Source organism: Thioclava sp. NS-SX20 (assembly GCF_057380695.1).
The window spans coordinates 1,576,532-1,597,272 of the sequence record NZ_CM170816.1; the positions used below are offsets into that span (position 1 = coordinate 1,576,532).

At 60.3% G+C, this 20,741-nt stretch carries 22 protein-coding genes; 7 read left to right on the forward strand and 15 right to left on the reverse strand.

Annotation, left to right across the window (positions count from 1 at the left end):
- Positions 1–26: 26 nt before the first annotated feature.
- The 7 genes from AC2ISB_RS07670 to AC2ISB_RS07700 all read right to left on the reverse strand — a co-directional run bounded on the left by AC2ISB_RS07670 (position 27) and on the right by AC2ISB_RS07700 (position 6,775).
- A complete protein-coding gene (locus AC2ISB_RS07670; RefSeq protein ID WP_339107648.1) occupies positions 27–806 on the reverse strand; it encodes an ABC transporter ATP-binding protein in 780 nt (259 codons plus the stop codon).
- Positions 807–893: 87 nt separating this feature from the next.
- Positions 894–2,348, reverse strand: coding sequence for a dihydropyrimidinase (gene hydA / locus AC2ISB_RS07675; RefSeq protein ID WP_486574643.1), 1,455 nt, complete (start codon positions 2,346–2,348; stop codon positions 894–896).
- Between the two features lie 64 nt (positions 2,349–2,412).
- On the reverse strand, positions 2,413–2,802 hold the full coding sequence (locus AC2ISB_RS07680) for a tautomerase family protein (protein ID WP_339107650.1): 390 nt from the start codon (positions 2,800–2,802) through the stop codon (positions 2,413–2,415).
- Positions 2,803–2,977: 175 nt separating this feature from the next.
- Complete coding sequence (locus AC2ISB_RS07685; protein WP_486574644.1) at positions 2,978–4,228, reverse strand: Zn-dependent hydrolase; 1,251 nt, start codon at positions 4,226–4,228, stop codon at positions 2,978–2,980.
- 287 nt (positions 4,229–4,515) lie between these two features.
- Complete coding sequence (locus AC2ISB_RS07690) at positions 4,516–5,376, reverse strand: alpha/beta hydrolase (RefSeq protein ID WP_486574645.1); 861 nt, start codon at positions 5,374–5,376, stop codon at positions 4,516–4,518.
- Positions 5,377–5,492: 116 nt separating this feature from the next.
- The gene (locus tag AC2ISB_RS07695) at positions 5,493–6,038 is read right to left on the reverse strand and encodes a hypothetical protein (RefSeq protein ID WP_406720982.1); all 546 of its coding nucleotides are present in this window, start codon (positions 6,036–6,038) and stop codon (positions 5,493–5,495) included.
- Between the two features lie 137 nt (positions 6,039–6,175).
- On the reverse strand, positions 6,176–6,775 hold the full coding sequence (locus AC2ISB_RS07700) for a TetR family transcriptional regulator C-terminal domain-containing protein (protein WP_339109520.1): 600 nt from the start codon (positions 6,773–6,775) through the stop codon (positions 6,176–6,178).
- 241 nt (positions 6,776–7,016) lie between these two features.
- Between AC2ISB_RS07700 and AC2ISB_RS07705 the strand changes: the two genes are divergently transcribed.
- Positions 7,017–7,937: a hypothetical protein gene (locus AC2ISB_RS07705; protein WP_406720983.1), complete on the forward strand. Its 921-nt coding sequence runs from the start codon at positions 7,017–7,019 to the stop codon at positions 7,935–7,937.
- 51 nt (positions 7,938–7,988) lie between these two features.
- Here AC2ISB_RS07705 and preA read toward each other — a convergent pair whose 3' ends face one another.
- Positions 7,989–9,287 carry an NAD-dependent dihydropyrimidine dehydrogenase subunit PreA gene (gene preA, locus AC2ISB_RS07710; protein WP_486574646.1) on the reverse strand — a complete coding sequence of 433 codons (1,299 nt, stop codon included), beginning with the start codon at positions 9,285–9,287 and terminating at the stop codon, positions 7,989–7,991.
- 3 nt (positions 9,288–9,290) lie between these two features.
- Positions 9,291–10,634, reverse strand: a complete 1,344-nt coding sequence (locus tag AC2ISB_RS07715; protein WP_486574647.1) for an NAD(P)-dependent oxidoreductase — start codon at positions 10,632–10,634, stop codon at positions 9,291–9,293.
- A gap of 266 nt (positions 10,635–10,900) precedes the next feature.
- Between AC2ISB_RS07715 and accB the strand changes: the two genes are divergently transcribed.
- Together accB and accC are read left to right on the forward strand one after the other, a co-directional pair.
- Positions 10,901–11,392: an acetyl-CoA carboxylase biotin carboxyl carrier protein gene (gene accB / locus AC2ISB_RS07720; RefSeq protein WP_339107657.1), complete on the forward strand. Its 492-nt coding sequence runs from the start codon at positions 10,901–10,903 to the stop codon at positions 11,390–11,392.
- A 10-nt stretch (positions 11,393–11,402) separates the two neighbouring features.
- Positions 11,403–12,749, forward strand: coding sequence for an acetyl-CoA carboxylase biotin carboxylase subunit (accC, locus tag AC2ISB_RS07725; RefSeq protein ID WP_339107658.1), 1,347 nt, complete (start codon positions 11,403–11,405; stop codon positions 12,747–12,749).
- 90 nt (positions 12,750–12,839) lie between these two features.
- On the opposite strand, the gene AC2ISB_RS07730 is transcribed toward accC, so the two are convergent.
- Positions 12,840–13,550 (reverse strand): class I SAM-dependent methyltransferase, encoded by a 711-nt coding sequence (locus AC2ISB_RS07730; RefSeq protein ID WP_339107659.1) that lies wholly within the window; start codon positions 13,548–13,550, stop codon positions 12,840–12,842.
- 72 nt (positions 13,551–13,622) lie between these two features.
- Between AC2ISB_RS07730 and aat the strand changes: the two genes are divergently transcribed.
- Positions 13,623–14,261: a leucyl/phenylalanyl-tRNA--protein transferase gene (gene aat, locus AC2ISB_RS07735; protein ID WP_486574648.1), complete on the forward strand. Its 639-nt coding sequence runs from the start codon at positions 13,623–13,625 to the stop codon at positions 14,259–14,261.
- On the opposite strand, the gene AC2ISB_RS07740 is transcribed toward aat, so the two are convergent.
- From AC2ISB_RS07740 to uraH, 5 genes are all read right to left on the reverse strand, one after another.
- Positions 14,225–14,608 (reverse strand): DUF2155 domain-containing protein, encoded by a 384-nt coding sequence (locus AC2ISB_RS07740; protein ID WP_406736307.1) that lies wholly within the window; start codon positions 14,606–14,608, stop codon positions 14,225–14,227. The genes aat and AC2ISB_RS07740 overlap by 37 nt on opposite strands.
- A gap of 8 nt (positions 14,609–14,616) precedes the next feature.
- Positions 14,617–14,991 carry an NADH:ubiquinone oxidoreductase subunit NDUFA12 gene (locus AC2ISB_RS07745; RefSeq protein ID WP_339107662.1) on the reverse strand — a complete coding sequence of 125 codons (375 nt, stop codon included), beginning with the start codon at positions 14,989–14,991 and terminating at the stop codon, positions 14,617–14,619.
- 132 nt (positions 14,992–15,123) lie between these two features.
- Entirely contained in the window at positions 15,124–16,389 is a 1,266-nt protein-coding gene (gene clpX, locus AC2ISB_RS07750) for an ATP-dependent Clp protease ATP-binding subunit ClpX (RefSeq protein WP_339107663.1), read from the reverse strand.
- 126 nt (positions 16,390–16,515) lie between these two features.
- Positions 16,516–17,145 (reverse strand): ATP-dependent Clp protease proteolytic subunit, encoded by a 630-nt coding sequence (locus AC2ISB_RS07755; RefSeq protein WP_339107664.1) that lies wholly within the window; start codon positions 17,143–17,145, stop codon positions 16,516–16,518.
- A gap of 257 nt (positions 17,146–17,402) precedes the next feature.
- Complete coding sequence (gene uraH, locus AC2ISB_RS07760) at positions 17,403–17,759, reverse strand: hydroxyisourate hydrolase (protein ID WP_486574649.1); 357 nt, start codon at positions 17,757–17,759, stop codon at positions 17,403–17,405.
- A 159-nt stretch (positions 17,760–17,918) separates the two neighbouring features.
- Between uraH and puuE the strand changes: the two genes are divergently transcribed.
- The 3 genes from puuE to AC2ISB_RS07775 are packed head-to-tail and all read left to right on the forward strand — an operon-like array spanning position 17,919 to position 20,649.
- Positions 17,919–19,334 (forward strand): allantoinase PuuE, encoded by a 1,416-nt coding sequence (gene puuE / locus AC2ISB_RS07765; protein WP_486574650.1) that lies wholly within the window; start codon positions 17,919–17,921, stop codon positions 19,332–19,334.
- Complete coding sequence (locus AC2ISB_RS07770; RefSeq protein ID WP_406736305.1) at positions 19,334–20,167, forward strand: bifunctional allantoicase/(S)-ureidoglycine aminohydrolase; 834 nt, start codon at positions 19,334–19,336, stop codon at positions 20,165–20,167. The genes puuE and AC2ISB_RS07770 overlap by 1 nt, the downstream gene beginning before the upstream one ends.
- Positions 20,167–20,649: an ureidoglycolate lyase gene (locus tag AC2ISB_RS07775; protein ID WP_486574651.1), complete on the forward strand. Its 483-nt coding sequence runs from the start codon at positions 20,167–20,169 to the stop codon at positions 20,647–20,649. Before AC2ISB_RS07770 ends, AC2ISB_RS07775 begins: the two co-directional genes overlap by 1 nt.
- Positions 20,650–20,741: the final 92 nt, after the last annotated feature.

The window sequence follows — 20,741 nt, forward strand, 5'->3', positions numbered from 1 at the left end:
GCGCCCCCCTTCCCTTGCAAACAAATTCACACATGGGCATGCCCCGCATGCAGCCCCTCACGCACCCGATGCGCAATCTCCAGAAACTCTGGACTATCGCGGATCTCCAAGGGACGCTCCTTCGGCAAGGGGCTATCGATCACATCGGTGATCCGCCCAGGGCGCGGGCTCATCACCACGATCTTGGTCGAAAGATAAACCGCCTCGGGGATCGAATGGGTCACAAAACCGATCGTCTTGCCCGTCCGCGCCCAAAGCGCCAACAGCTCCTCGTTCAGCTTGTCGCGCACGATCTCGTCAAGCGCCCCGAACGGCTCGTCCATCAAGAGAATATCGGCATCAAAGGACAACGCCCGCGCGATAGAGGCGCGCTGCTGCATGCCGCCCGACAGCTGCCACGGAAACTTCCGGCCAAAGCCCTTGAGGTCCACCAGCTCCAGAACCTTCTCGACCCGCGCATCCATCTCGGCCTTCGGATAGCCCATGATTTCCAAGGGCAGCTTGATATTTCCCGCAATCGTCCGCCACGGATAAAGACCCGCCGCCTGAAACACATAGCCATAGCTTCGCGCCTTACGGGCCTCATCGGGCGAAATCCCGTTAACGGTCAACGCGCCCCCCGTGGGCGTTTCGAGCGCTGCGATACAGCGCAGAAAGGTCGTTTTGCCACAGCCCGAAGGCCCGATAAACGACACGAACTCCCCGCGCTCGATGGACAGGTTCACATCCTTCAGCGCCTGCACCGGCCCGTCATTGGTTTCAAACACCAGATTGACATCGCGCGCATTGATAATCGGTTTCTTCATCTTCCCCGTTTTTCCCTAATGACCCGTTTTCCGGGCTCTGTGGGTTGAGGATGCCCAGAAGGCGGGCACCCCGCAAGAGTTGACGTCTCAGACGCCGCTGGCCGGAATACCGGCGCGCACGACAGGGCGCGGCGCGGTCAGCTCTTTCCATGTCGACAGCGCTTTAGACACCGCCGTTCCCGGCGGGCGGGCGACAAATTGCCCATGGCCTTCGGGCGCCTCGACACGGCCCTCGACGGCCGCAACCACCCCGCGCGACAGCGTATAGCGCGGCAGGCCCTTGACCTCTTTGCCCTCGAAGACGTTGTAATCGATCGAGGACACCTGCGTCTTGGCGGAGACCACCTTGCTGGCCTCGGGGTCCCAGACGACCAGATCGGCGTCCGCGCCCACCAGAACCGCGCCCTTCTTGGGATAGATGTTCATGATCTTGGCGATATTGGTCGAGGTCACGGCGACAAACTCATTCATCGTGATGCGGCCCGTATTCACCCCGTAGGTCCAGAGCATCGGCATCCGGTCCTCAAGCCCGCCCGTGCCATTGGGGATCTTGGTGAAATCGCCCACGCCATAGCGCTTCTGCTCGGTCGTGAAGGCACAGTGATCAGTCGCCACGCAAGACAGGGTGCCCGAAGCCAGACCCGCCCAAAGACTGTCCTGATGTTGCTTGTTGCGGAACGGCGGCGACATCACGCGCCGCGCCGAATGGTCCCAATCCTTGTCGAAATACTCGCTTTCATCCAGCACCAGATGTTGGATCAGCGGCTCGCCATAGACGCGCTTGCCCAGCATCTTAGCACGGCGGATCGCCTCATGGCTCTCCTCGCAGGAGGTATGCACCACATAAAGCGGCACGCCCGCCATATCGGCAATCATGATCGCGCGGTTGGTGGCCTCGCCCTCCACAATCGTCGGGCGGGAATAGGCATGGGCCTCTGGGCCGGTATTGCCCTCGGCCAGAAGGCGTGCCGACATCTCGGCCACCACATCGCCATTCTCGGCATGGACCATCGGCAGCGCGCCCAGCTCGGCGCAACGTTTGAACGAGGCAAACAGCTCGTCATCATTGACCATCAGGCTGCCCTTATAGGCCATGAAATGCTTGAAGGAATTGATGCCGCGCTCGGTGATGGTCTTCATCTCGTCAAAGACCTGCTCACCCCACCATGTCACCGCCATATGGAAACTGTAATCGCAATGCGCGCGGGCGGCTTTATTGTCCCATTTCTTCAGCGCATCAAGCATACTCTCGCCCGGATTGGGCAGGGCGAAATCGATCACCATCGTGGTGCCGCCCGAGACCGCCGCAGCTGTCCCCGCGTCAAAATCATCGGCGGAATAGGTGCCCATGAAGGGCATTTCCAGATGGGTATGCGGGTCGATCCCGCCGGGCATCACATAGCAGCCCTCGGCGTCCAGAACCTTGTCGCCTGCAAGGTCAGGCCCGATTTCGATGATCTGGCCGCCCTCGACCAGAACATCCGCCTTGTAGGTCAGATCGGCGGTGACAATCGTGCCGCCCTTGATGACCGTTTTCGTCATGGGTGTCTCCCTATTGTGGCAGGGGCGCAGCAGATCTGTGCTACGCCCGAAGCCGCAACAGAGATCAGAGTTCGCCCGTCAGGAATTGCGCGCGACCGAAGCCGAAGCTCCAATCCGCGCGTGTGTTGGACATCACCGACACCATCAGATCTTTCGGATCCAGACCGATCGCTGTTTCCAGCTTGCGGCAAAGAATGTCGTAGAAGGCCTGTTTTTGTTCTTCGCTGCGCGGCGAAGAGAAGACCTGCACAAGGATCGGGCTCGGGCCGCGGGTAAAGCCCAGCCCCGTATCCAGCAGCACCATGCGACCGGGTTTGTATTCGGTCACCAGCTGGTAGCGGTCGTCCTGCGGCACAGCGAAAGCCTCCAGAACGGCCTCGTGACCGGCATCGAGCATCGCTTTGATCTCGGCCTCGGGGCGCCCTTCGATGACATGAAACTGGATAAGCGGCATCTGTGATCTCCTTCATTGTCGCATCCGGCACTCCCAAGGAAGGTGCGCCGTCTTGACAGTGAAATTGACCCATCACGCCCATGTTTCAAGCATCCTTGTTGCAAGGTTCGATTTGCGAAAATGCCGGTATGCATTGAGGTAATACCTCCATGAACCGAATTATCCGCAAAATACATCACCCCACGATCTGCGCGGTTTCCAGAACGGCATGACACAGAACATCACAGCCCGCCGCCGCCCATTCGGGGCTGATTTCCTCGGCCTCGTTATGCGACAGCCCATCGACACAGGGGCACATGATCATCGTCGTCGGCGCCACTTTCGCCGCCCAGCAAGCGTCATGGCCCGCCCCCGAGATGATATCCATATGGCTGTAGCCCAGACGCTCGGCGGCAGTGCGGACATTCGACACCAGCTCCGGCGCGAAGGTCACAGGATCAAAGTGCCCCACCGGATCAATGACGCAGCCCACACCAAGCTCTGCACAGATCCCAGTGGCGCGGGTCTCGATCTCGGCGCGCATCGCATCCAGCTTGGCCTGATCGGGCGTGCGGATATCGACGGTAAACACCACTTTGCCCGGTAGCACATTGCGCGAGTTCGGGGTGAAGGTCACCTGCCCCACACCGCCCACAGCTCCCGGCTGGTTCTTCATGGCCACGTCCTGAACCATCTCGAAAATCCGGCTCATGGCAAGACCCGCATTCACCCGCATCGCCATCGGCGTGGAGCCGGTATGCGCATCCTTGCCAGTCAGCGTGAATTCCAGCCACCACAGCCCCTGACAATGGGTCACAACACCAATGGATTTCTCGGCGGCCTCAAGGATCGGCCCCTGTTCGATATGATATTCGTAATAGGCATGCATCTTGCGCGCGCCGACCTCTTCGACGCCCTTCCAGCCGATACGCTCAAGCTCGGCCCCATAGGTCTTGCCCTCAAGATCCTGACGGCCATAGGCGTAATCCAGATCGATCTCGCCCGCGAAAACCCCAGAGGCCAGCATGGCAGGGGCGAAACGCGCGCCCTCCTCATTGGCCCAGTTGGTCACCACGATCGGATGTCTGGTCTTGATATTGAGGTCGTTCAAGGTGCGCACAACCTCAAGCGCGGCCAGCACCCCCAGCACCCCGTCATATTTGCCGCCCGTGGGCTGGGTATCAAGATGGCTGCCGATATAGACGGGCAGCGCCTCGGGGTCCTCGCCCGCGCGGGTGGCAAACATGGTGCCCATCTTGTCGACGCCCATCGACATGCCCGCCGCCTCGCACCAGCTCTGGAACAGCGCGCGCCCTTCGGCATCTTCATCGGTCAGGGTCTGTCGGTTATTTCCGCCTGCAACCCCTGGCCCGATTTTGGCCATTTCCATAAGACTATCCCAAAGGCGTGCGGAATTGATGCGGAGGTTTTCTCCGGGTGCGGACATATCCAAATACTCCCTGTCACCGGAACGTCTTCGCGGGCGTCCTCTTTGTGACGAATTCGTTTCTGACCAACTGGTCAAGAATATTGAGACACCCCAAGCCGAAACGGGTCAAGGGCCTGACAGGGTCCGCCCTAACCGGAGCGTAGAAACCTGAAGCCTGCGCCTAAATTTTACGCATAAGCTCCGGATGGCGGGGCGGGACAAGTAAAATGGTCAGGAAAATCGGGGCCGAGCCAGTCGCTTAACGCAACTCCGCTTTGCTGGAGTGGCACCCGCCCGAGCGGATCTCAGGACACGGCAATCAGCGAATCCGCCGCATAGGTGCCGGGCGCATCAAGGATCAGCGGCATACGGCGCAACGGCAGGCCGTTCTGCATCCGCCGGTCGAACGTGATAAAACGGCCAATCCCCGCCGCCATCGGCTCTTCGGGGATCACCATCGGGAAGCCATGCTTTTGCCGGTGCGCGACAATCAGTTCCACCTGCTCGGGGCGCTTTTCCTTGAGCAGCATGATGGCCGAGAAATCGACGCGCTCATCCGCCGGATTATGGATTGCCAGAATGGGGGTGCGGGTCGCGCCCATGAAACTCGGGAAGGCAAATCCGCCCGATAGCACGAAGGCTGCGCGGATCGGCGGCAGCGTGCGGCCAAGATGCTCGGCCAGAAACAGGGTATTGAGCACCGAAATCCCACCGGCAGAGGCCCCTGCCAGCAGATATTCCCCCGACAGGCCGAACTCGGCCTCGCGCGCCGTGATCCAGCCGAAGAACGCGCAGACATCCTCGACCACTGCCATCGGACGACGGCCACGGAAAGACTCGTTCAGCCCCGGGCAATGGGTTTCCCCATCGTTCAGAAGCTCGGATAATTTCTGCTGGGTTGGCCAAGACAGAACCGCTGGCGGGCGCGCCAGACGGTAATCCAGCGCGGCAAAGGCATAGCCCTCATCAACAAAGATCTGGGCGATCTTGGCATGGGTCCAGCTTTGACGGCTTCCCTTACGAAATCCGCCCGCATGCAGCCACACGACAAGCGGCACCGGCCCGGAGGACTCTTTCGGGCGATACAGATCGACATGCAGATCGACCTCTCCCTTCTTATGGGAGGAGGTTGTGTAGACATGCGTGGAACAATCGAAAGAAGACATGGCGGAACGGATCGATGCAGGGAGGGAACTTCCCCGACCATACCGTCACGGACCTCAAAAGCAATTTTTAAGATCTTCCACGACGCCAAAACGCCCTTAAATCAAAGTTAACCCTGTCAACGCGTCATATCCAGCGTCACGATCTCCGCATCTGCACCGCTTTGCGGCGCCGTCTCCGGCACCGCCGCCACCTGATTCGTCGTCTCCGGCGCGGTGCCCTGCGTGGCCGTACCACCGGCAACCCAGCCCGTGTCTGTCTGCGTCAGATCATGCGTCAGACTGGCATAGGCTTCGGTCATCAGTTCCGGTGTCACCGTCTCGGCGCTGCTGACACCGGCCCGCACACGCGCCGCCTGCTGTTCCAGCAAGGAGACGCGGAAGGCAGGGCTTGGCCCCGCAGGCAGAGCCAGGATCTCGCTATCGACATAGCTGGCCGATACGGTTTCGGCGGTGCTGCTTTCCGCCTGCCGCGCCAGTGCCACACCCGTGCCCGTTCCCGTGCCGGACCCGCTTTGCGTGTCCACATTTGCCCCCTGTCCGCTATTGCTCGACGACAAGGCAGCCGCCGCCTCGACTGTTGTCGCCGGAGCGGATTTTGCCAAAGCCGGCATCAACAACGGCGACCAACCGATTGAGGGCAAGAACCCCGAAAAACGATCCATCACCACAGCCCTTTCCCCAAAGAGCCCCCACAGATCAAGCTTGGGCGCGAGTCGTTACCGAAGCCCTAACCATGCCGATAAAGACATGCTATAGTTAACGCCTTAAGGGCTATTCCGGCGAGCCTCGGCACAGGATCTCAGGGGTCGACAGACAGCAGCCTGCCGAACAGAAACTCCAGAAAACGCTCGGCCTCGGCGAAGGGATCGCGTTCGGACCCCAAGATGGTGCGGACCTGCACATCGAAATCAGCATAATGTTGTGTCAGCGACCATATCGAGAAGATAAGGTGATACGGGTCAACCTTGGCCAGCTGACCGGCATCGATCCACTGCTGGATAATTAACGCTTTCTCCTCGACCAGCGTCTTCAACTGCCCCGCCAGACCGTCATGGAAGCGCGGCGCCCCCTGAAGCACCTCATTTGCGAAGAGCCGCGATTCGCGTGGCATCTCGCGCGACATCTCCAGCTTGCGGCGCATATAGGCCATAATCTCGGTTTTCGGGTCCCCCTCGGCGGTCATCGCATGCAGCGGAGCCAGCCAGACATCCAGCAGCCCCGACAGCAATTCGACATGGATCGCCTCTTTCGAGGGGAAGTAATAAAGCAGATTGGGCTTGGACAACCCCGCCTCGGTGGCAATCTGGTCCAGTGTCGATCCGCGGAACCCATGCGCCGAGAACACCTCAAGCGCCGCTTCCAGAATGGTCTGGCGATTCCGGCGCTGGATGCGGGTCAGGGGTTTGCCCGATGTCTTCCCCGCTGCGGTCTGGACAGCGGTCTGCACGCCGTTGTGCTGCGCATTCTGGGGGGCGGATGGGCGTGTATCGGTCACAGAATTCCTCCGAAGCTTTATTTTGCATATCCAGCAATCCGGTTTTCATCAAGTTTGCGCCGGTGAAAGGGCCGGATTTCCCCGCAAGAAACCGTAGATGCGCGCGAAACTGTCATTGGCGCGGCAACAGCCAAGCTGATAGGATATGTCGCGCTATTCCTTTTCGGTGCATATGATGAGATCACTCTCCCTGCCCTGCCTGCTGACAAGTGCCCTGGTCGCGGCCTTGCCTGCAACATTTTCCGCCTTCCCCGCCCATGCAGAGCTGCAAAGCTGCCAGACCTCGATTCGCGGCCAGCAGAACCAGTTCGTCTTCGATGCCGATAATCCGCAGGTGAAAGAAAGCCTGAGCCTGCGCGAAAAGATCTTCGGATCACGCGGCAAGGTCACCTGCCCCGGTCAGGTCACCCTGCGCGCGATGACCCCCGAGCTTGACGATCAGGGCCGCGCGCCCTTCTGCCTGCAATGGGACAAGGACGAGGACACCTATATCGGCTATGCGCAGGGCGAGCGCGACGGGTTCGGCCATTGTATCGAGGCGTCCAAAAGCTTTTGCGAGCGGGTGAACGGCTCGGGCGATGCCGCCAAACAGATGACCGAGAATACCAACGGGTTTGCCAAGGATGTCACCGGCAAGGTGGTGGGCAAGAAGATCGGTTCGGTCGTTGTCAAAACGACAGGGGACAAGCTGAAAGGCCGGCTGAAGGATGCAGGCGTGGCCGCTATTGCCGCAGCCTCTCCGGCAGGTCTGGCCGCAGTCGCGGTGACTGCGGTGGCTGTGGGCGGCACGATGTATGTCTGCTCGGATAAGGGGGCGAAGGGCGCGGATGTCGAGGGCACCACAAACCAGTTGCCCGATGGCGCGAATGTCGATGCGACGGTCAATGCCAATGACGGGGCAGAGCTTCTCGGGTCGGAGCTTCCGGTCTTCACCGACCCCGAGGCCGTCACCCCGCCTGTCACGCAACCTGTCGAGGAAGCGCCGCTGAATGCGATCAATCCCGAGACGGGGATCGGCGTTCAGGGCGCGGCCGAAGACGACATGTCGAACAAGAACAAGCACTGACCTGCTGCCTTTCGAAACGATAAAAGGGGCCGGAACATCCGGCCCCTTCCTTTATTCCGCCGCCTGAGAGGCGGGATTGTTGGGATGGGTCGTCCAATTGGCATAGGCGGCGACTTCGCGCCCCGTGCGGGGATCAACCTCGCCCAATTCCAGCTCGTGCATGGTGATGCAATCCACCGGACAGACATCAACGCAAAGGTTACAGGCCACGCATTCCTCGTCTTTCACCGAATAGACGCGGTCTTCCGACACTGCGATGGCTTGGTGGCTGGTGTCTTCACAGGCCGCATAGCAACGCCCGCATTTGATGCAATCGTCCTGATTGATCTCGGCTTTGGTGACATAGTTGAGGTTGAGATACTGCCAGTCGGTCGTATTGGGCACCGCGCGGCCTACCAGCTCGTCAATCGAGGTGAACCCTTTCTCGTCCATATAATGCGACAGCCCCGAGATCATCTCCTGCACGACCTTGAACCCATAGGTCATCGCCGCCGTGCAAACCTGCACATTGCCCGCGCCAAGCGCCATGAATTCCGCCGCATCGCGCCAAGTGGTCACGCCACCGATGCCGGAAATCGGCAGGCCTGCGGTTTCGGGGCTGCGCGCGATCTCCGCCACCATATTCAGCGCGATCGGCTTCACCGCAGGGCCGCAATAGCCACCGTGGCTACCCTTGCCGTCAATCGTGGGCTGCGGCGCGAAACTGTCCAGATCGACAGAGGTGATCGAATTGATCGTGTTGATCAGGCTCACCGCATCGGCGCCGCCACGTTTAGCGGCCTCGGCGGGTTTGCGGATATCGGTGATATTGGGCGTCAACTTCACGATCACCGGCTTGTCGTAATACTGTTTACACCAGCGGGTGACCATCTCGATATATTCCGGCACCTGCCCCACGGCCGAGCCCATCCCGCGTTCGGCCATCCCATGCGGACAACCGAAGTTCAGCTCGATCCCATCGGCGCCGGTTTCCATCACCCGCGGCAGGATCGCCTTCCACGCCTCTTCCTCGCAGGGCACCATGATCGAGGCAATCAGCGCGCGGTCAGGATAGTCCTTCTTGACGCGGGTCATCTCGTCGAGGTTGGTCTGCAGGTCGCGATCGGTGATCAGCTCGATATTGTTGATCCCCAACACGCGGCGATCCGCCCCATAGACCACGCCATACCGCGGGCCTGACACATTCACCACCGGCGGGCCTTCCATGCCCAAAGTCTTCCAGACCACCCCGCCCCATCCAGCCTCATAGGCGCGGCGGACGTTATATTCCTTATCGGTCGGCGGCGCCGAGGCCAGCCAGAAGGGATTGGGGGATTTGATACCGAGAAAATTGCTCGACAGATCGGCCATGTCTTAGCCCTCCATCAGGAAAGAGTGAATATCTTCAGCCGCATCGCGCCCCTGCGCGACCGCCGTCACGGTCAGGTCCTCGCCCGCATGGGTGCAATCGCCCCCCGCCCAGACACGCGCCATGCTGGTGCGGCCGATGCCATCAGTGATGATCTTGCCACCTGCCACTTTGACCTCTTCGGGCGTGTCCCCCAGCGTCTGGCCGATCGCCTTGAAGCATTGATCCGCGCTCAGCCGGAAGGTGTCTTCGGTCACCTCAAGCCCCTCAGGGCCCGCCTTGGTATAGGCGAATTCCACCTCGCGCACCGATCCATTGCCGATAATCCCCACAGGGGCGGCATGTTCGATGATCCGCACGCCTTTGGATAGCGCCAGATCCTGCTCGAAGCCTGAGGCCGGCATCTCGGCCCGCGAGCGGCGATAGACGATCGTCACATTCAACGCGCCCAGCAGTTTCGCCTGAACCGCCGCATCCACCGCTGTCATGCCGCCGCCGATCACCACCACATCGCGACCAATCGGCAAAGCGGCCAGATCGGATGCCTGACGAAGGTTAGCAATAAAATCGGTTGCCGGAAGAAGGCCGTCTTTCTCTTCGCCCGTCAGACGCAGCGCATTCACCCCCGACAGGCCCATGCCAAGGAAGACCGCATCATAGTCCTCCAGCAACTCGGCCAGATCGCCATCGCCCGCACGGCCCAACATCCAGTTTTCCACCAGAGTGATCCCGCCGATCTGCATCAGCCAAGCGACTTCCTTCTGCGCGAAATCATCCGGCGCCTTGTATGAGGCAATGCCATATTCATTCAGCCCCCCCGGCTTGCGGCGCGCATCATAGATGGTGACCTCGTGGCCCTTCATCGCCAGACGATGCGCACAGGCCAGACCCGCAGGCCCCGCCCCCACCACGGCCACCGAACGCCCCGTGATATCGGCGCGCACATAGGGGTGGCTCTGCTTGGCCATCAGCGTATCGGTCGCATGGCGCTGCAACAGCCCGATCTCCACCGGCTTGCCCTCCGCCGTCTCGCGCACACAAGAGCCTTCGCAGAGATTTTCCGTCGGGCAGACACGCGCGCACATGCCGCCCAGGATATTGCTATCAAAGATGGTCTTGGCCGCAGCCTCGGGAGTGCCGGTCGACACCTGACGAATAAATAACGGAATGTCGATCGAGGTCGGACAGGCCGTCACACAAGGCGCATCATGGCAGAAATAGCAGCGATCTGCCGCCACCTGTGCCTCATGCCCGTCGAGCGGCGGATGAAGATCGGTAAAATTGGCCCCAAGAGCCTCCGGATCAATGCGCCCCGCCACTATTCCGGCTGTGAGCTGGCTGTTGGACATGATGTCCTCCCTGCTTGCGTCTTTTTTCCACAGTGCCACCGAATATTTTTTTATCAAATGGTAAAATATAGGAAGTGCCGAAAAAACTGATCATTGCCCAAGAACAGATCGATGACCCTCTCTGTGCCGTGATTTTCAGCACCCCCCGAACGGCTCTTGATGCTTTTCACTGCGCTATACCTGGCGTATAAGCACGGCCAGAACGCCTGTGGACAAGGAACATTGGCATTCTTGACAGGCCACAACACGCACCTTTCGAGGACCCTATGAGCAATAATATCCGTGAAACCGATGTCGCCTTCATTCAGGCGCTTGCCGAGCTGCTGAATACAAACGATCTGGCCGAAATTTCGGTCACCCGTGAATATGGCGAAGATGACAGCCTGAAGGTGCGCGTCTCGAAACAGTCGACTGTTGTGACCCAGATCGCAGCTGCGGCACCTGTTGCGACGCCCGCACCTAGCGCGGCCCCTGCTGCCGCCGCTCCTGCCGCTGCACCGGCCAGCGAAGACCTCGCCGCCCATCCGGGGGCTGTGACCTCGCCGATGGTCGGCACCGCCTATCTGTCGCCCGAACCGGGGGCTGCCGCTTTTGTCACCGTTGGCGCACAGGTCAAGGAAGGCCAGACGCTGATGATCATCGAAGCGATGAAAACCATGAACCACATTCCCGCCCCGAAAGCAGGGACCGTGAAACGCATCCTGATCGATGATGCGCAGCCGGTCGAGTTCGGCTCGCCCTTGATGATCATCGAGTAAGGCCGGACCCATGTTTGACAAGATCCTTATCGCGAACCGGGGCGAAATCGCGCTACGCGTGATCCGTGCCTGCCGCGAGATGGGCATCGCCTCTGTCGCTGTCCACTCGACCGCCGATGCCGATGCCATGCATGTGCGCATGGCCGATGAATCGGTCTGCATCGGCCCGAACCCCTCGTCCGAAAGCTACCTGAAGGTCAGCCAGATCATCGCCGCCTGTGAAGTCACCGGCGCGCAGGCGATCCATCCGGGCTACGGGTTCCTCTCGGAAAACGCGGGCTTCGTGCAGGCGCTGGAAGATCACGGCATCACCTTCATCGGCCCCTCGGCGGAACATATCCGCATGATGGGGGACAAGATCACCGCCAAGGAAACCGCGAAACGTCTCGGCATTCCGGTCGTGCCGGGTTCGGCTGGTGGCGTGCCCGATATCGAAACCGCGCAGGCCGTGGCCAGCGAAATGGGCTTTCCGGTGATCATCAAGGCCACCGCAGGCGGCGGCGGGCGCGGCATGAAAGTCGCGACCTCGCTCGAAGATCTCGAAGTCGCCTTCCGCACTGCCCGTTCGGAAGCCAAAGCCGCTTTCGGCAATGACGAGGTCTATATCGAGAAATATCTCGAAAAACCGCGCCATATCGAAATTCAGGTCTTTGGCGACGGCAAGGGCCGCGGCGTCCATCTGGGCGAGCGCGACTGCTCGCTCCAGCGCCGTCACCAGAAAGTGCTCGAAGAGGCCCCCGGCCCCTGCATCACCCCGGAAGAGCGTGCGCGTATCGGCAAGATCTGCGCCGATGCGATTGGCGAACTGGGCTATGCCGGTGCCGGCACCATCGAATTCCTCTATGAGGATGGCGAGTTCTATTTCATCGAGATGAACACCCGCCTGCAGGTGGAACACCCCGTCACCGAGGCCATCTTCGGCGTCGATCTCGTGCGCCAGCAAATCCGTGTGGCCGCAGGGCTCGGCATGGAGTTCACGCAGGACGACCTCAAGATCAACGGTCATGCCATCGAAGTGCGGATCAATGCCGAACGCATCCCCAACTTCGCCCCCTGCCCCGGCAAGGTCACGGCCTTCCATGCGCCAGGTGGTCTGGGCGTGCGCATCGATAGCGCGCTTTATGCGGGCTACAAGATCCCGCCCTATTACGACAGCCTCATCGGCAAGCTGATCGTGCATGGCGCCGACCGTCAGGAGGCACTGGCCCGCCTGCACCGCGCGCTTGGCGAAATGATCATCGACGGTGTCGATACCACGATCCCGCTGTTCAACGCCCTGCTGGAAGAACCCGATATTCAGGCCGGCAACTACTCGATCCACTGGCTCGAGAAATGGCTGAAAGCCAAATACGCATAACGGCAAACCGCGTCCGAGACGCTGCCACATGCTCCAGAAAAAGCAGCAAGGCCGCCGATCAGGCGGCCTTTCCTTTTGGCAAATGGCGCCTCAGACAGTTTTCGGGCGCAGCAAGCAGCTATAGCGCCGCTTCTCGCCCTTGCGGTAGTAATCCCCGACATGCTCCCGTTGCGCCACGGGCAGCCCCTCCCAGTCCAGCCAGTCGATATCAAAGCCCTGCACCTCGGCAATCAACTCCATCGCCTTGCGCGAGGGAATGCCGATGGCCGTCACCTCCTGCCCCTCGAACTGGGCAATCGCGTTCAGGTCCTTATGGGTCCGCTCGCGCTGGAGCGCGATCACCGCCCCCGGACGGTCAAGAAATTCGCTATCCACCACCACCAGTTTCGGCCCCAACTGACGCACCAGATCGAACAGGCGCATATGGTCCATCACATGGTAAAGAATGCCCAGAACCCCAACCACATCATAGCGTTGCCCAGCCTCAATCTCGGCCTGCATTCCCGCAAAGAGATCGCCACATTTCAGGCTGACCTTCTTCTTCAGATGCTCGCGCGGAAACTCGGCGAAGCGGTCGATCAGGCTCTGGCGCCCCTCGATCCCCACCACCTCTGCGGCCCCTGCCGCGGCAAAGGCATAGGCCCAACGACCGTCATGGGCCGCCAGATCCAGCACCCGCTTGCCCGCGATCTCCTCCGCCAGCGGTTTGATCACCATCTTATGGCGGGCATTCATCCGGGCCACAGTTCCGGGATCTTCGGAATATCGATCAATCTCCGGCAAAAAATCAAAGAAACCCATGATTTGCGCTCGCCCCCAATTCGGTCCATTCTCGCACTAGGCAGACCCTAAAAGGATAATACGGGCAAGAAAATGGCACAAACGCTAACAGCCGAGCTCCTTCTGAGCGGCTATGCAAATGGCATCTTCCCGATGGCCGAAAGCCGCGAGGATCCTCGCCTGTACTGGTTCGAACCCAAGCTGCGCGGCGTGATGCCGCTTGAGGGCTTCCACCTTTCCCGTTCGCTGGCCCGCGAGATCCGCCGCATGCCCTATCATATCAGGGTCAATCACGCTTTCCGTGCCACGGTCGAAGGATGCGCCGACCGTGACGAAACATGGATCAACGCGCAACTGTTCGACCTCTATGACCAGTTGCACAGCCACGGATTCGCCCATTCGATGGAGGTCTGGGAGGGAAAGACGCTGGTGGGTGGGCTGTTCGGCATCACCCTCGGGGGCGCGTTTTTTGGCGAATCAATGTTCTCGCGTCGCACCAATGCCTCGAAAATCGCGATCGCCTATGTGGTTGACCGCCTTCGTGTATCTGGCTTCACATTATTTGACACACAATACCTGACGCCGCATCTGGCCAGCCTTGGCGGGATCGAAATTCCCCGCGAAGCATATCGCGCAAAACTGGCACGGGCTTTGGAAAGCGAGGGCGATTTCACAAAACGCCCCCTGCCCTCGGGTCAGGAATTGGTGCAGCGGATGACCCAGACATCGTAACGCTGATTGTCGAGCGCCGAAAGCGCGGGGCTCGACGCGATCATCCAGCCGGAAAACGCCTGTTTATTGGTCTGATTGTCGAAAATGGTCAGATGTGCGAACGCATTCGAACTCGGATCTTCCGAAGGGTAGCGGCATTCGTTCAGAGTCACCTTCAACGTGCCATAGGTTACGCTCTGGCCGGTTTTCAATGCAATATCCGAAGCGATGCCATTGATCTTGTCGAGCCCGCGCAGCTGCGCCCCCGAGGCATCGGCAAGGCCGGTCATAACACCGCTTTCCTGCGCATACACAGCCGCTGGCAGGATGGCCATCACCGCCACGGAAAGAAACTTGAAGATACGCATGGATCAGATCACTCGGGCTGCCATGCCTCGTAGTCGTGACGCTCGACCGGCATCACGCGACGAAGCGACCCTGCAGGCGCATAAGCCGCAGGCGTCCCGGTGAGGTTTTCCTCATGCGGTTTTTCCCAGGTCTTATGGATCATCGGACGTTCGGTCGGCGGCTCTGCAAAGGTGTGATGCAGCCAGCCATGCCAATCGGGCGACACGCGGCTTGCCTGGCTCTCGCCATTATAGATCACCCAGCGACGCTTGCCGTCCTTGGTCTGGTAAAAGATGTTACCTTGCTCGTCTTCGCCGACTTTCTTGCCATTGCGTGCCGACCAGATGCGCGTATTGAGCGTCTGACCATTCCACCATGTCAGAATCTGAAGCAGGGTTTTCATCTTATTCCTCCGCAGGCTGTCTCAGCCCCTTATATCGCAGCGCACGACAAGGTCCAGTGCGCAGATAGGCTTTGCGACCGATCCCGTGGTCACGAAAACGCCGCCCCGAAAGAACGGAGCGGCGCAAGGATCTTAGCTCGCAGAGCTGCCCTCTTTCTTCGCATCTGCATAAATCAGAAGCGGCTTGGCGCTGGCTTGAGTAACCGCCTCTTCATTGACCACCACTTCGTTCACGCCATCCATGCCCGGCAGCTCGAACATCGTATCCAGCAGGATATCCTCGAGGATCGACCTCAGGCCGCGCGCACCGGTTTTCCGCTCGATCGCGCGTTTGGCAATCGCCGACAGCGCATCTTCGGTGAAGGACAGGTCGACGCCCTCGATCTCGAACAGACGCTGGTATTGCTTGACCAGCGCGTTTTTCGGCTGGGTCAGAATGATGACCAGCGCATCCTCGTCGAGATCGGTCAGCGTTGCAATCACCGGCAAACGACCCACGAATTCGGGGATCAGCCCGAATTTCAGCAGATCTTCCGGCTCGAGTTCGGCAAACAGCTCGCCCACGCCACGGTCATCGTTGTTCTTCACATCGGCACCAAAGCCCATGGCCGAACCTTTGCCGCGCTGCGCGATGATCCGGTCGAGGCCCGCGAATGCGCCACCACAGATGAACAGGATGTTCGTGGTATCCACCTGCAGGAATTCCTGCTGCGGGTGTTTGCGCCCCCCTTGCGGCGGAACCGACGCCACGGTGCCTTCCATGATCTTCAGCAGCGCCTGCTGCACGCCCTCGCCCGACACATCGCGGGTGATCGAGGGGTTGTCGGATTTGCGGGTGATCTTGTCGACCTCGTCGATATAGACGATGCCGCGCTGCGCCCGCTCGACATTATATTCCGACGCCTGCAGAAGCTTCAGGATGATATTCTCGACATCCTCACCGACATAGCCGGCTTCGGTCAGCGTGGTCGCATCGGCCATCGTGAAGGGCACATCCAGAATGCGCGCCAGCGTCTGGGCCAGAAGCGTTTTACCACAGCCGGTCGGACCGATCAGCAGGATGTTCGACTTCGACAGTTCGATATCCTGTTTCGACCCGTGGTTCAGACGTTTGTAATGGTTGTGCACCGCGACCGAAAGAACGCGCTTGGCCTTTTCCTGACCGATGACATAGTCATCCAGAACCTTGCAGATATCGCGCGGCGTCGGCACGCCTTCGGAGGATTTCAGCCCCGCCGATTTCGTCTCCTCGCGGATGATGTCCATACAAAGTTCAACGCATTCATCGCAGATGAATACAGTCGGCCCGGCAATCAGTTTCCGGACCTCGTGCTGGCTTTTGCCGCAGAAGGAACAGTAAAGGGTGTTCTTGCTGTCGGAGCCTGTAGTGTTCGCCATGATATCCCTCTGCAGTAACGGCCGGGCGGGTCCGGTCCTTTTGGGCGGCGGGCCACCCGCAAACAAAGTCTAGGGCAGCCCGACCGTCATGCCAATGTCAAATTACCTCTCCCGGTTAAGGGAGGGTCACTTCTTGTCTTCGGTTTTCCCGCGATTTTCGAGAATTTCGTCGATCAGACCCCAGTCTTTGGCCTGCTCTGCCGACATGAAATTATCGCGTTCAAGGGCCGCTTCGACGGTCTCGTAGTCATTGCCGGTATGCTTGACATAGATCTCGTTGAGGCGGCGTTTCAGTTTTGCCGTTTCCTGTGCGTGGATCATAATATCGGTCGCCTGACCCTGATAGCCACCGGACGGCTGGTGGACCATCACGCGCGAGTTAGGCAGCGAGAACCGCATGTCTTTTTCGCCTGCCGTCAGCAGGAGCGAGCCCATCGAGGCCGCCTGACCGATCACCAGCGTCGAGACCTTCGGCTTGATGTATTGCATGGTGTCATAGATCGACAGACCTGCCGTCACCACACCACCGGGGCTGTTGATATACATCGAGATCTCTTTCGACGGATTCTCGGCCTCAAGGAACAGAAGCTGCGCACAGATCAGGGTGGCCATGCCATCATGGACCGGACCCGACAGGAAAATGATGCGCTCTTTCAGAAGGCGCGAGTAAATATCGTAGGACCGCTCCCCGCGCGAGGTCTGTTCGACCACCATCGGCACGAGCGTGTTCATATAGGTATCCATCGGGTCTTTCATGGAAATCTGCCCTTCCCTGTCATTAGTCAGACATGTCTAACGCCAAAATCGTTACTTGAGTCTTATGATCGCGCACCGTCCTTCGCAAGGGACGTTCACGGTTTGCTCAGCGTATTGCGAAGAAATCTCCTCGATTTTGCATAAGATTGTTCGTTTCTCTCCACACAGATCGCCAAACCGCTTTGAGACACCCGCTCCGCGCAATCCGCGTTTGTATGAAATATTTTTCGCACTTTCGATCAGAGCCACCCTGCCTGCTAGCTGCCGCGATAGGTCGACATGCCATAGGGCGACAAAAGCAACGGCACATGGTAATGTGACTTTGCGTCATTGATCCCGAAACGGATCGGCACGATGTCCAGAAACAGCGGCTCGCCCCCTGCTTGGCCGGTTGCGCGCAGATAGTCCCCCGCATGGAAGACCAGCTCGTAAATCCCCGTGGCAAAATCCGCAGCGGGGAGAATCGGCTGGTCCGTGCGCCCATCGGCATTGGTGCGCATCCGCGCCAGTTCAACGCGTTGCTCACCCGCAAGACGAAACAGCACCACCTCCAGCCCCTGAGCAGGGCATCCCCGCGCTGTGTCCAGAACATGTGTGCTCAGATAGCCTGACATGCGATCGCTCCGTCTCGAACCCCATATAGCCCTGCAAGATTGGCCCGAGCGGCAAGGCAGCGCAAGCCGATCATGCCCTGCCACCGCAATTCCCTGAGCGCGCTCTTGAAGTTGCCGCATTTTGGGCTTTTGATCGGACCCAAGACAGGAGAGATAAAAATGGACCGGTATCCCAGAAACATGCGCGGCTACGGTCGCGACGCACCCGATGCACACTGGCCGGAAGGGGCAAAGCTCGCGATATCGCTCGTGCTCAATTACGAAGAAGGCGGCGAGAACAACATCCTGCATGGCGATGCCGCATCCGAGGCGTTTTTGTCCGATATCGCAGGGGCCGCGCAATGGGTCGGCCAGCGCCATTGGAACATGGAATCGATCTATGAATATGGCGCGCGTGCGGGGTTCTGGCGGCTGCACCGGCTGTTCACCTGCCGGAACCTGCCGGTGACCATCTATGGCGTGGCCACGGCGCTGGCCCGCAGCCCCGAACAGGTCGAGGCGATGAAGGAGGCGGGGTGGGAAATTGCCAGCCACGGGCTGAAATGGGTCGAACACAAGGACATCCCGCCCGAAGAGGAAGCCCGCCAGATCACCGAAGCCATCCGCCTGCATACCGAGGTCGTGGGCACCCCGCCCAAGGGCTGGTATACGGGGCGCTGCTCGGCCAATACCGTGGCGCTGACCGCCAAAACCGGCGCATTCGACTGGATCTCGGACACCTATGACGACGACCTGCCCTATTGGCTGACGCTCGAGGGGCGCGACCAGCTGGTGATCCCCTACACGCTGGAAGCCAATGACATGCGCTTTGCCACAGCCCCCGGCTATATCGAGGGCGAGCAGTTCTTCCAGTATCTCAAAGACACATTCGACACGCTCTATGCCGAAGGCGTAGCCGGTCAGGGCAAGATGTTCTCGATCGGGCTGCATAACCGGCTGATCGGGCGTCCGGGCAAAATTGCGGGGCTCACACGGTTTCTCGACTATGCGCAAAGCCACGAGGGCGTGTGGTTTGCCACCCGTGGCCAGATTGCCGCGCATTGGGCCGCCACCCATCCGCCGGTCCACAAACCCCGCCCGAGCGAGATGACACAGGATGAATTCGCCACCCGCTTTGGCCGAATTTACGAGCATTCGCAATGGATTGCGGGCCGCGCTTGGGAGCTGGAGCTGGGCCCTGCCCATGATTGCGCGGCAGGGGTGGCCTCTGTGCTGGCGCGGATCTTCCGCACCGCAGGCCACGAGGCGCAACTGGCCGTGCTGCGCGCCCATCCCGATCTGGCAGGCAAGCTGGCACAGGCCAAACGCCTGACCGCCGAAAGCACCTCCGAACAGGCCAGTGCGGGCCTTGATGCGCTGACCGATGACGAACGCGCGACCTTCCAGCAGCTCAATGCCGATTACGTCGCCAAATTCGGCTTTCCCTTCATCATTGCCGTGCGCGACCACAGCAAGGCCTCGATCCTTCAGGCTTTCCACACCCGCCTCACCCATGACGCCGAGACCGAATTCACCGAGGCCTGCCGACAGGTCGAACGGATCGCGCGCCACCGTCTCAACGATATGGATATCTGATGAGTTCTTCCTATTACGCCCCGCCGGGTGGTCTGCGCGACCAGAACACCCGTACTGTTGATCGCGCGGTTTTCACCGAAGCCTATGCCTTCCTGCCCGCCCATACGCTGTCAGATATCACCACCTCCTACCTGCCGGGATGGGACAAGGCCCGCGCATGGGTTCTGGCCCGCCCCATGTCGGGCTTTGCCGAAACCTTCGCGCAGCTGATTGTCGAGATCGCTCCCGGTGGCCATGCCACCAAACCCGAGCCGGACCCCGATGCCGAGGGCGTGGTTTTCGTGCTGTCGGGCCGCCTTGACCTGACGCTCAAGGGCACGCACCATGATCTCTCCGAGGGCGGCTATGCCTTCCTTGCCCCGAACGAGGACTGGTCACTTGCCAATGTCTCCGCGGCACCTGTCACTCTGGTCTGGATACGCAAGATCTGGACCCCCGCCGAGGGCATTGCCAAACCCGAAAGCTTCGTGACCTCGGACCAGCAGACAGCAGCGCGCCCGATGGCGGGCACCGAAGGCAAATGGGCCACCACCCGTTTCGTCGAACCCGACGACATGCGCCACGACATGCATGTCAACATCGTCACCATCCAGCCGGGGGCAACGATTCCCTTTGCCGAGACCCATGTGATGGAGCACGGGCTATATGTGCTACAGGGGCGCGGGGTCTATCTGCTGAACAAGGACTGGGTCGAGGTCGAGGGCGGCGATTTCATGTGGCTGCGCGCCTTCTGCCCGCAGGCCTGCTATGCGGGCGGCACCCAGCCCTTCCGGTACCTCCTGTATAAGGACGTCAACCGCCACATGCCCTTGCGCGGAATGCTGGGGCGCTGATGGATATTACCACCGAACCGCTTACCGCCGAAGCCTTCGCCCCTTTTGGCGATGTCCTGTCGGCGGAGGGAGCGCCCGACCGTCTGATCAATGCCGGCAAATGTGGCCGCTATCATGATCGCGCCGCGCTCAGTTTCTTCGAAGGCCGCGCGGGTGTGTCGATCTTCAAGGCCGAACCGCGCAGCCTGCCCTATGAATGCGACCTGCTCGAGCGCCATCCTCATGGCAGCCAATGCTTTATCCCGATGTCGGAACATCCTTTCCTGATCATCGTGGCCCCCGATCTGGGCGACCGCCCCGGCAGCCCGCGCGCTTTTGTGACAAACGGCGCGCAGGCGATCAACTTCCACCGCGGCATCTGGCATGGTGTGCTGACGCCGCTGGCCGGTCCGGGGCTCTTTGCGGTGGTCGACCGCATCGGGGACGGTAAAAACCTTGAAGAGGTAAGGATCGCCCCGCCCTTCCGCGTGCGGACCAGCTAGAAGCAGCGCCTCCCCAAACCTGCACGGGCCTGCCCTTATCTGGGCGGTCCGGACGGGGGGCGCAGTCTTCGGGGCCCTTTGTGCGGTCCCGA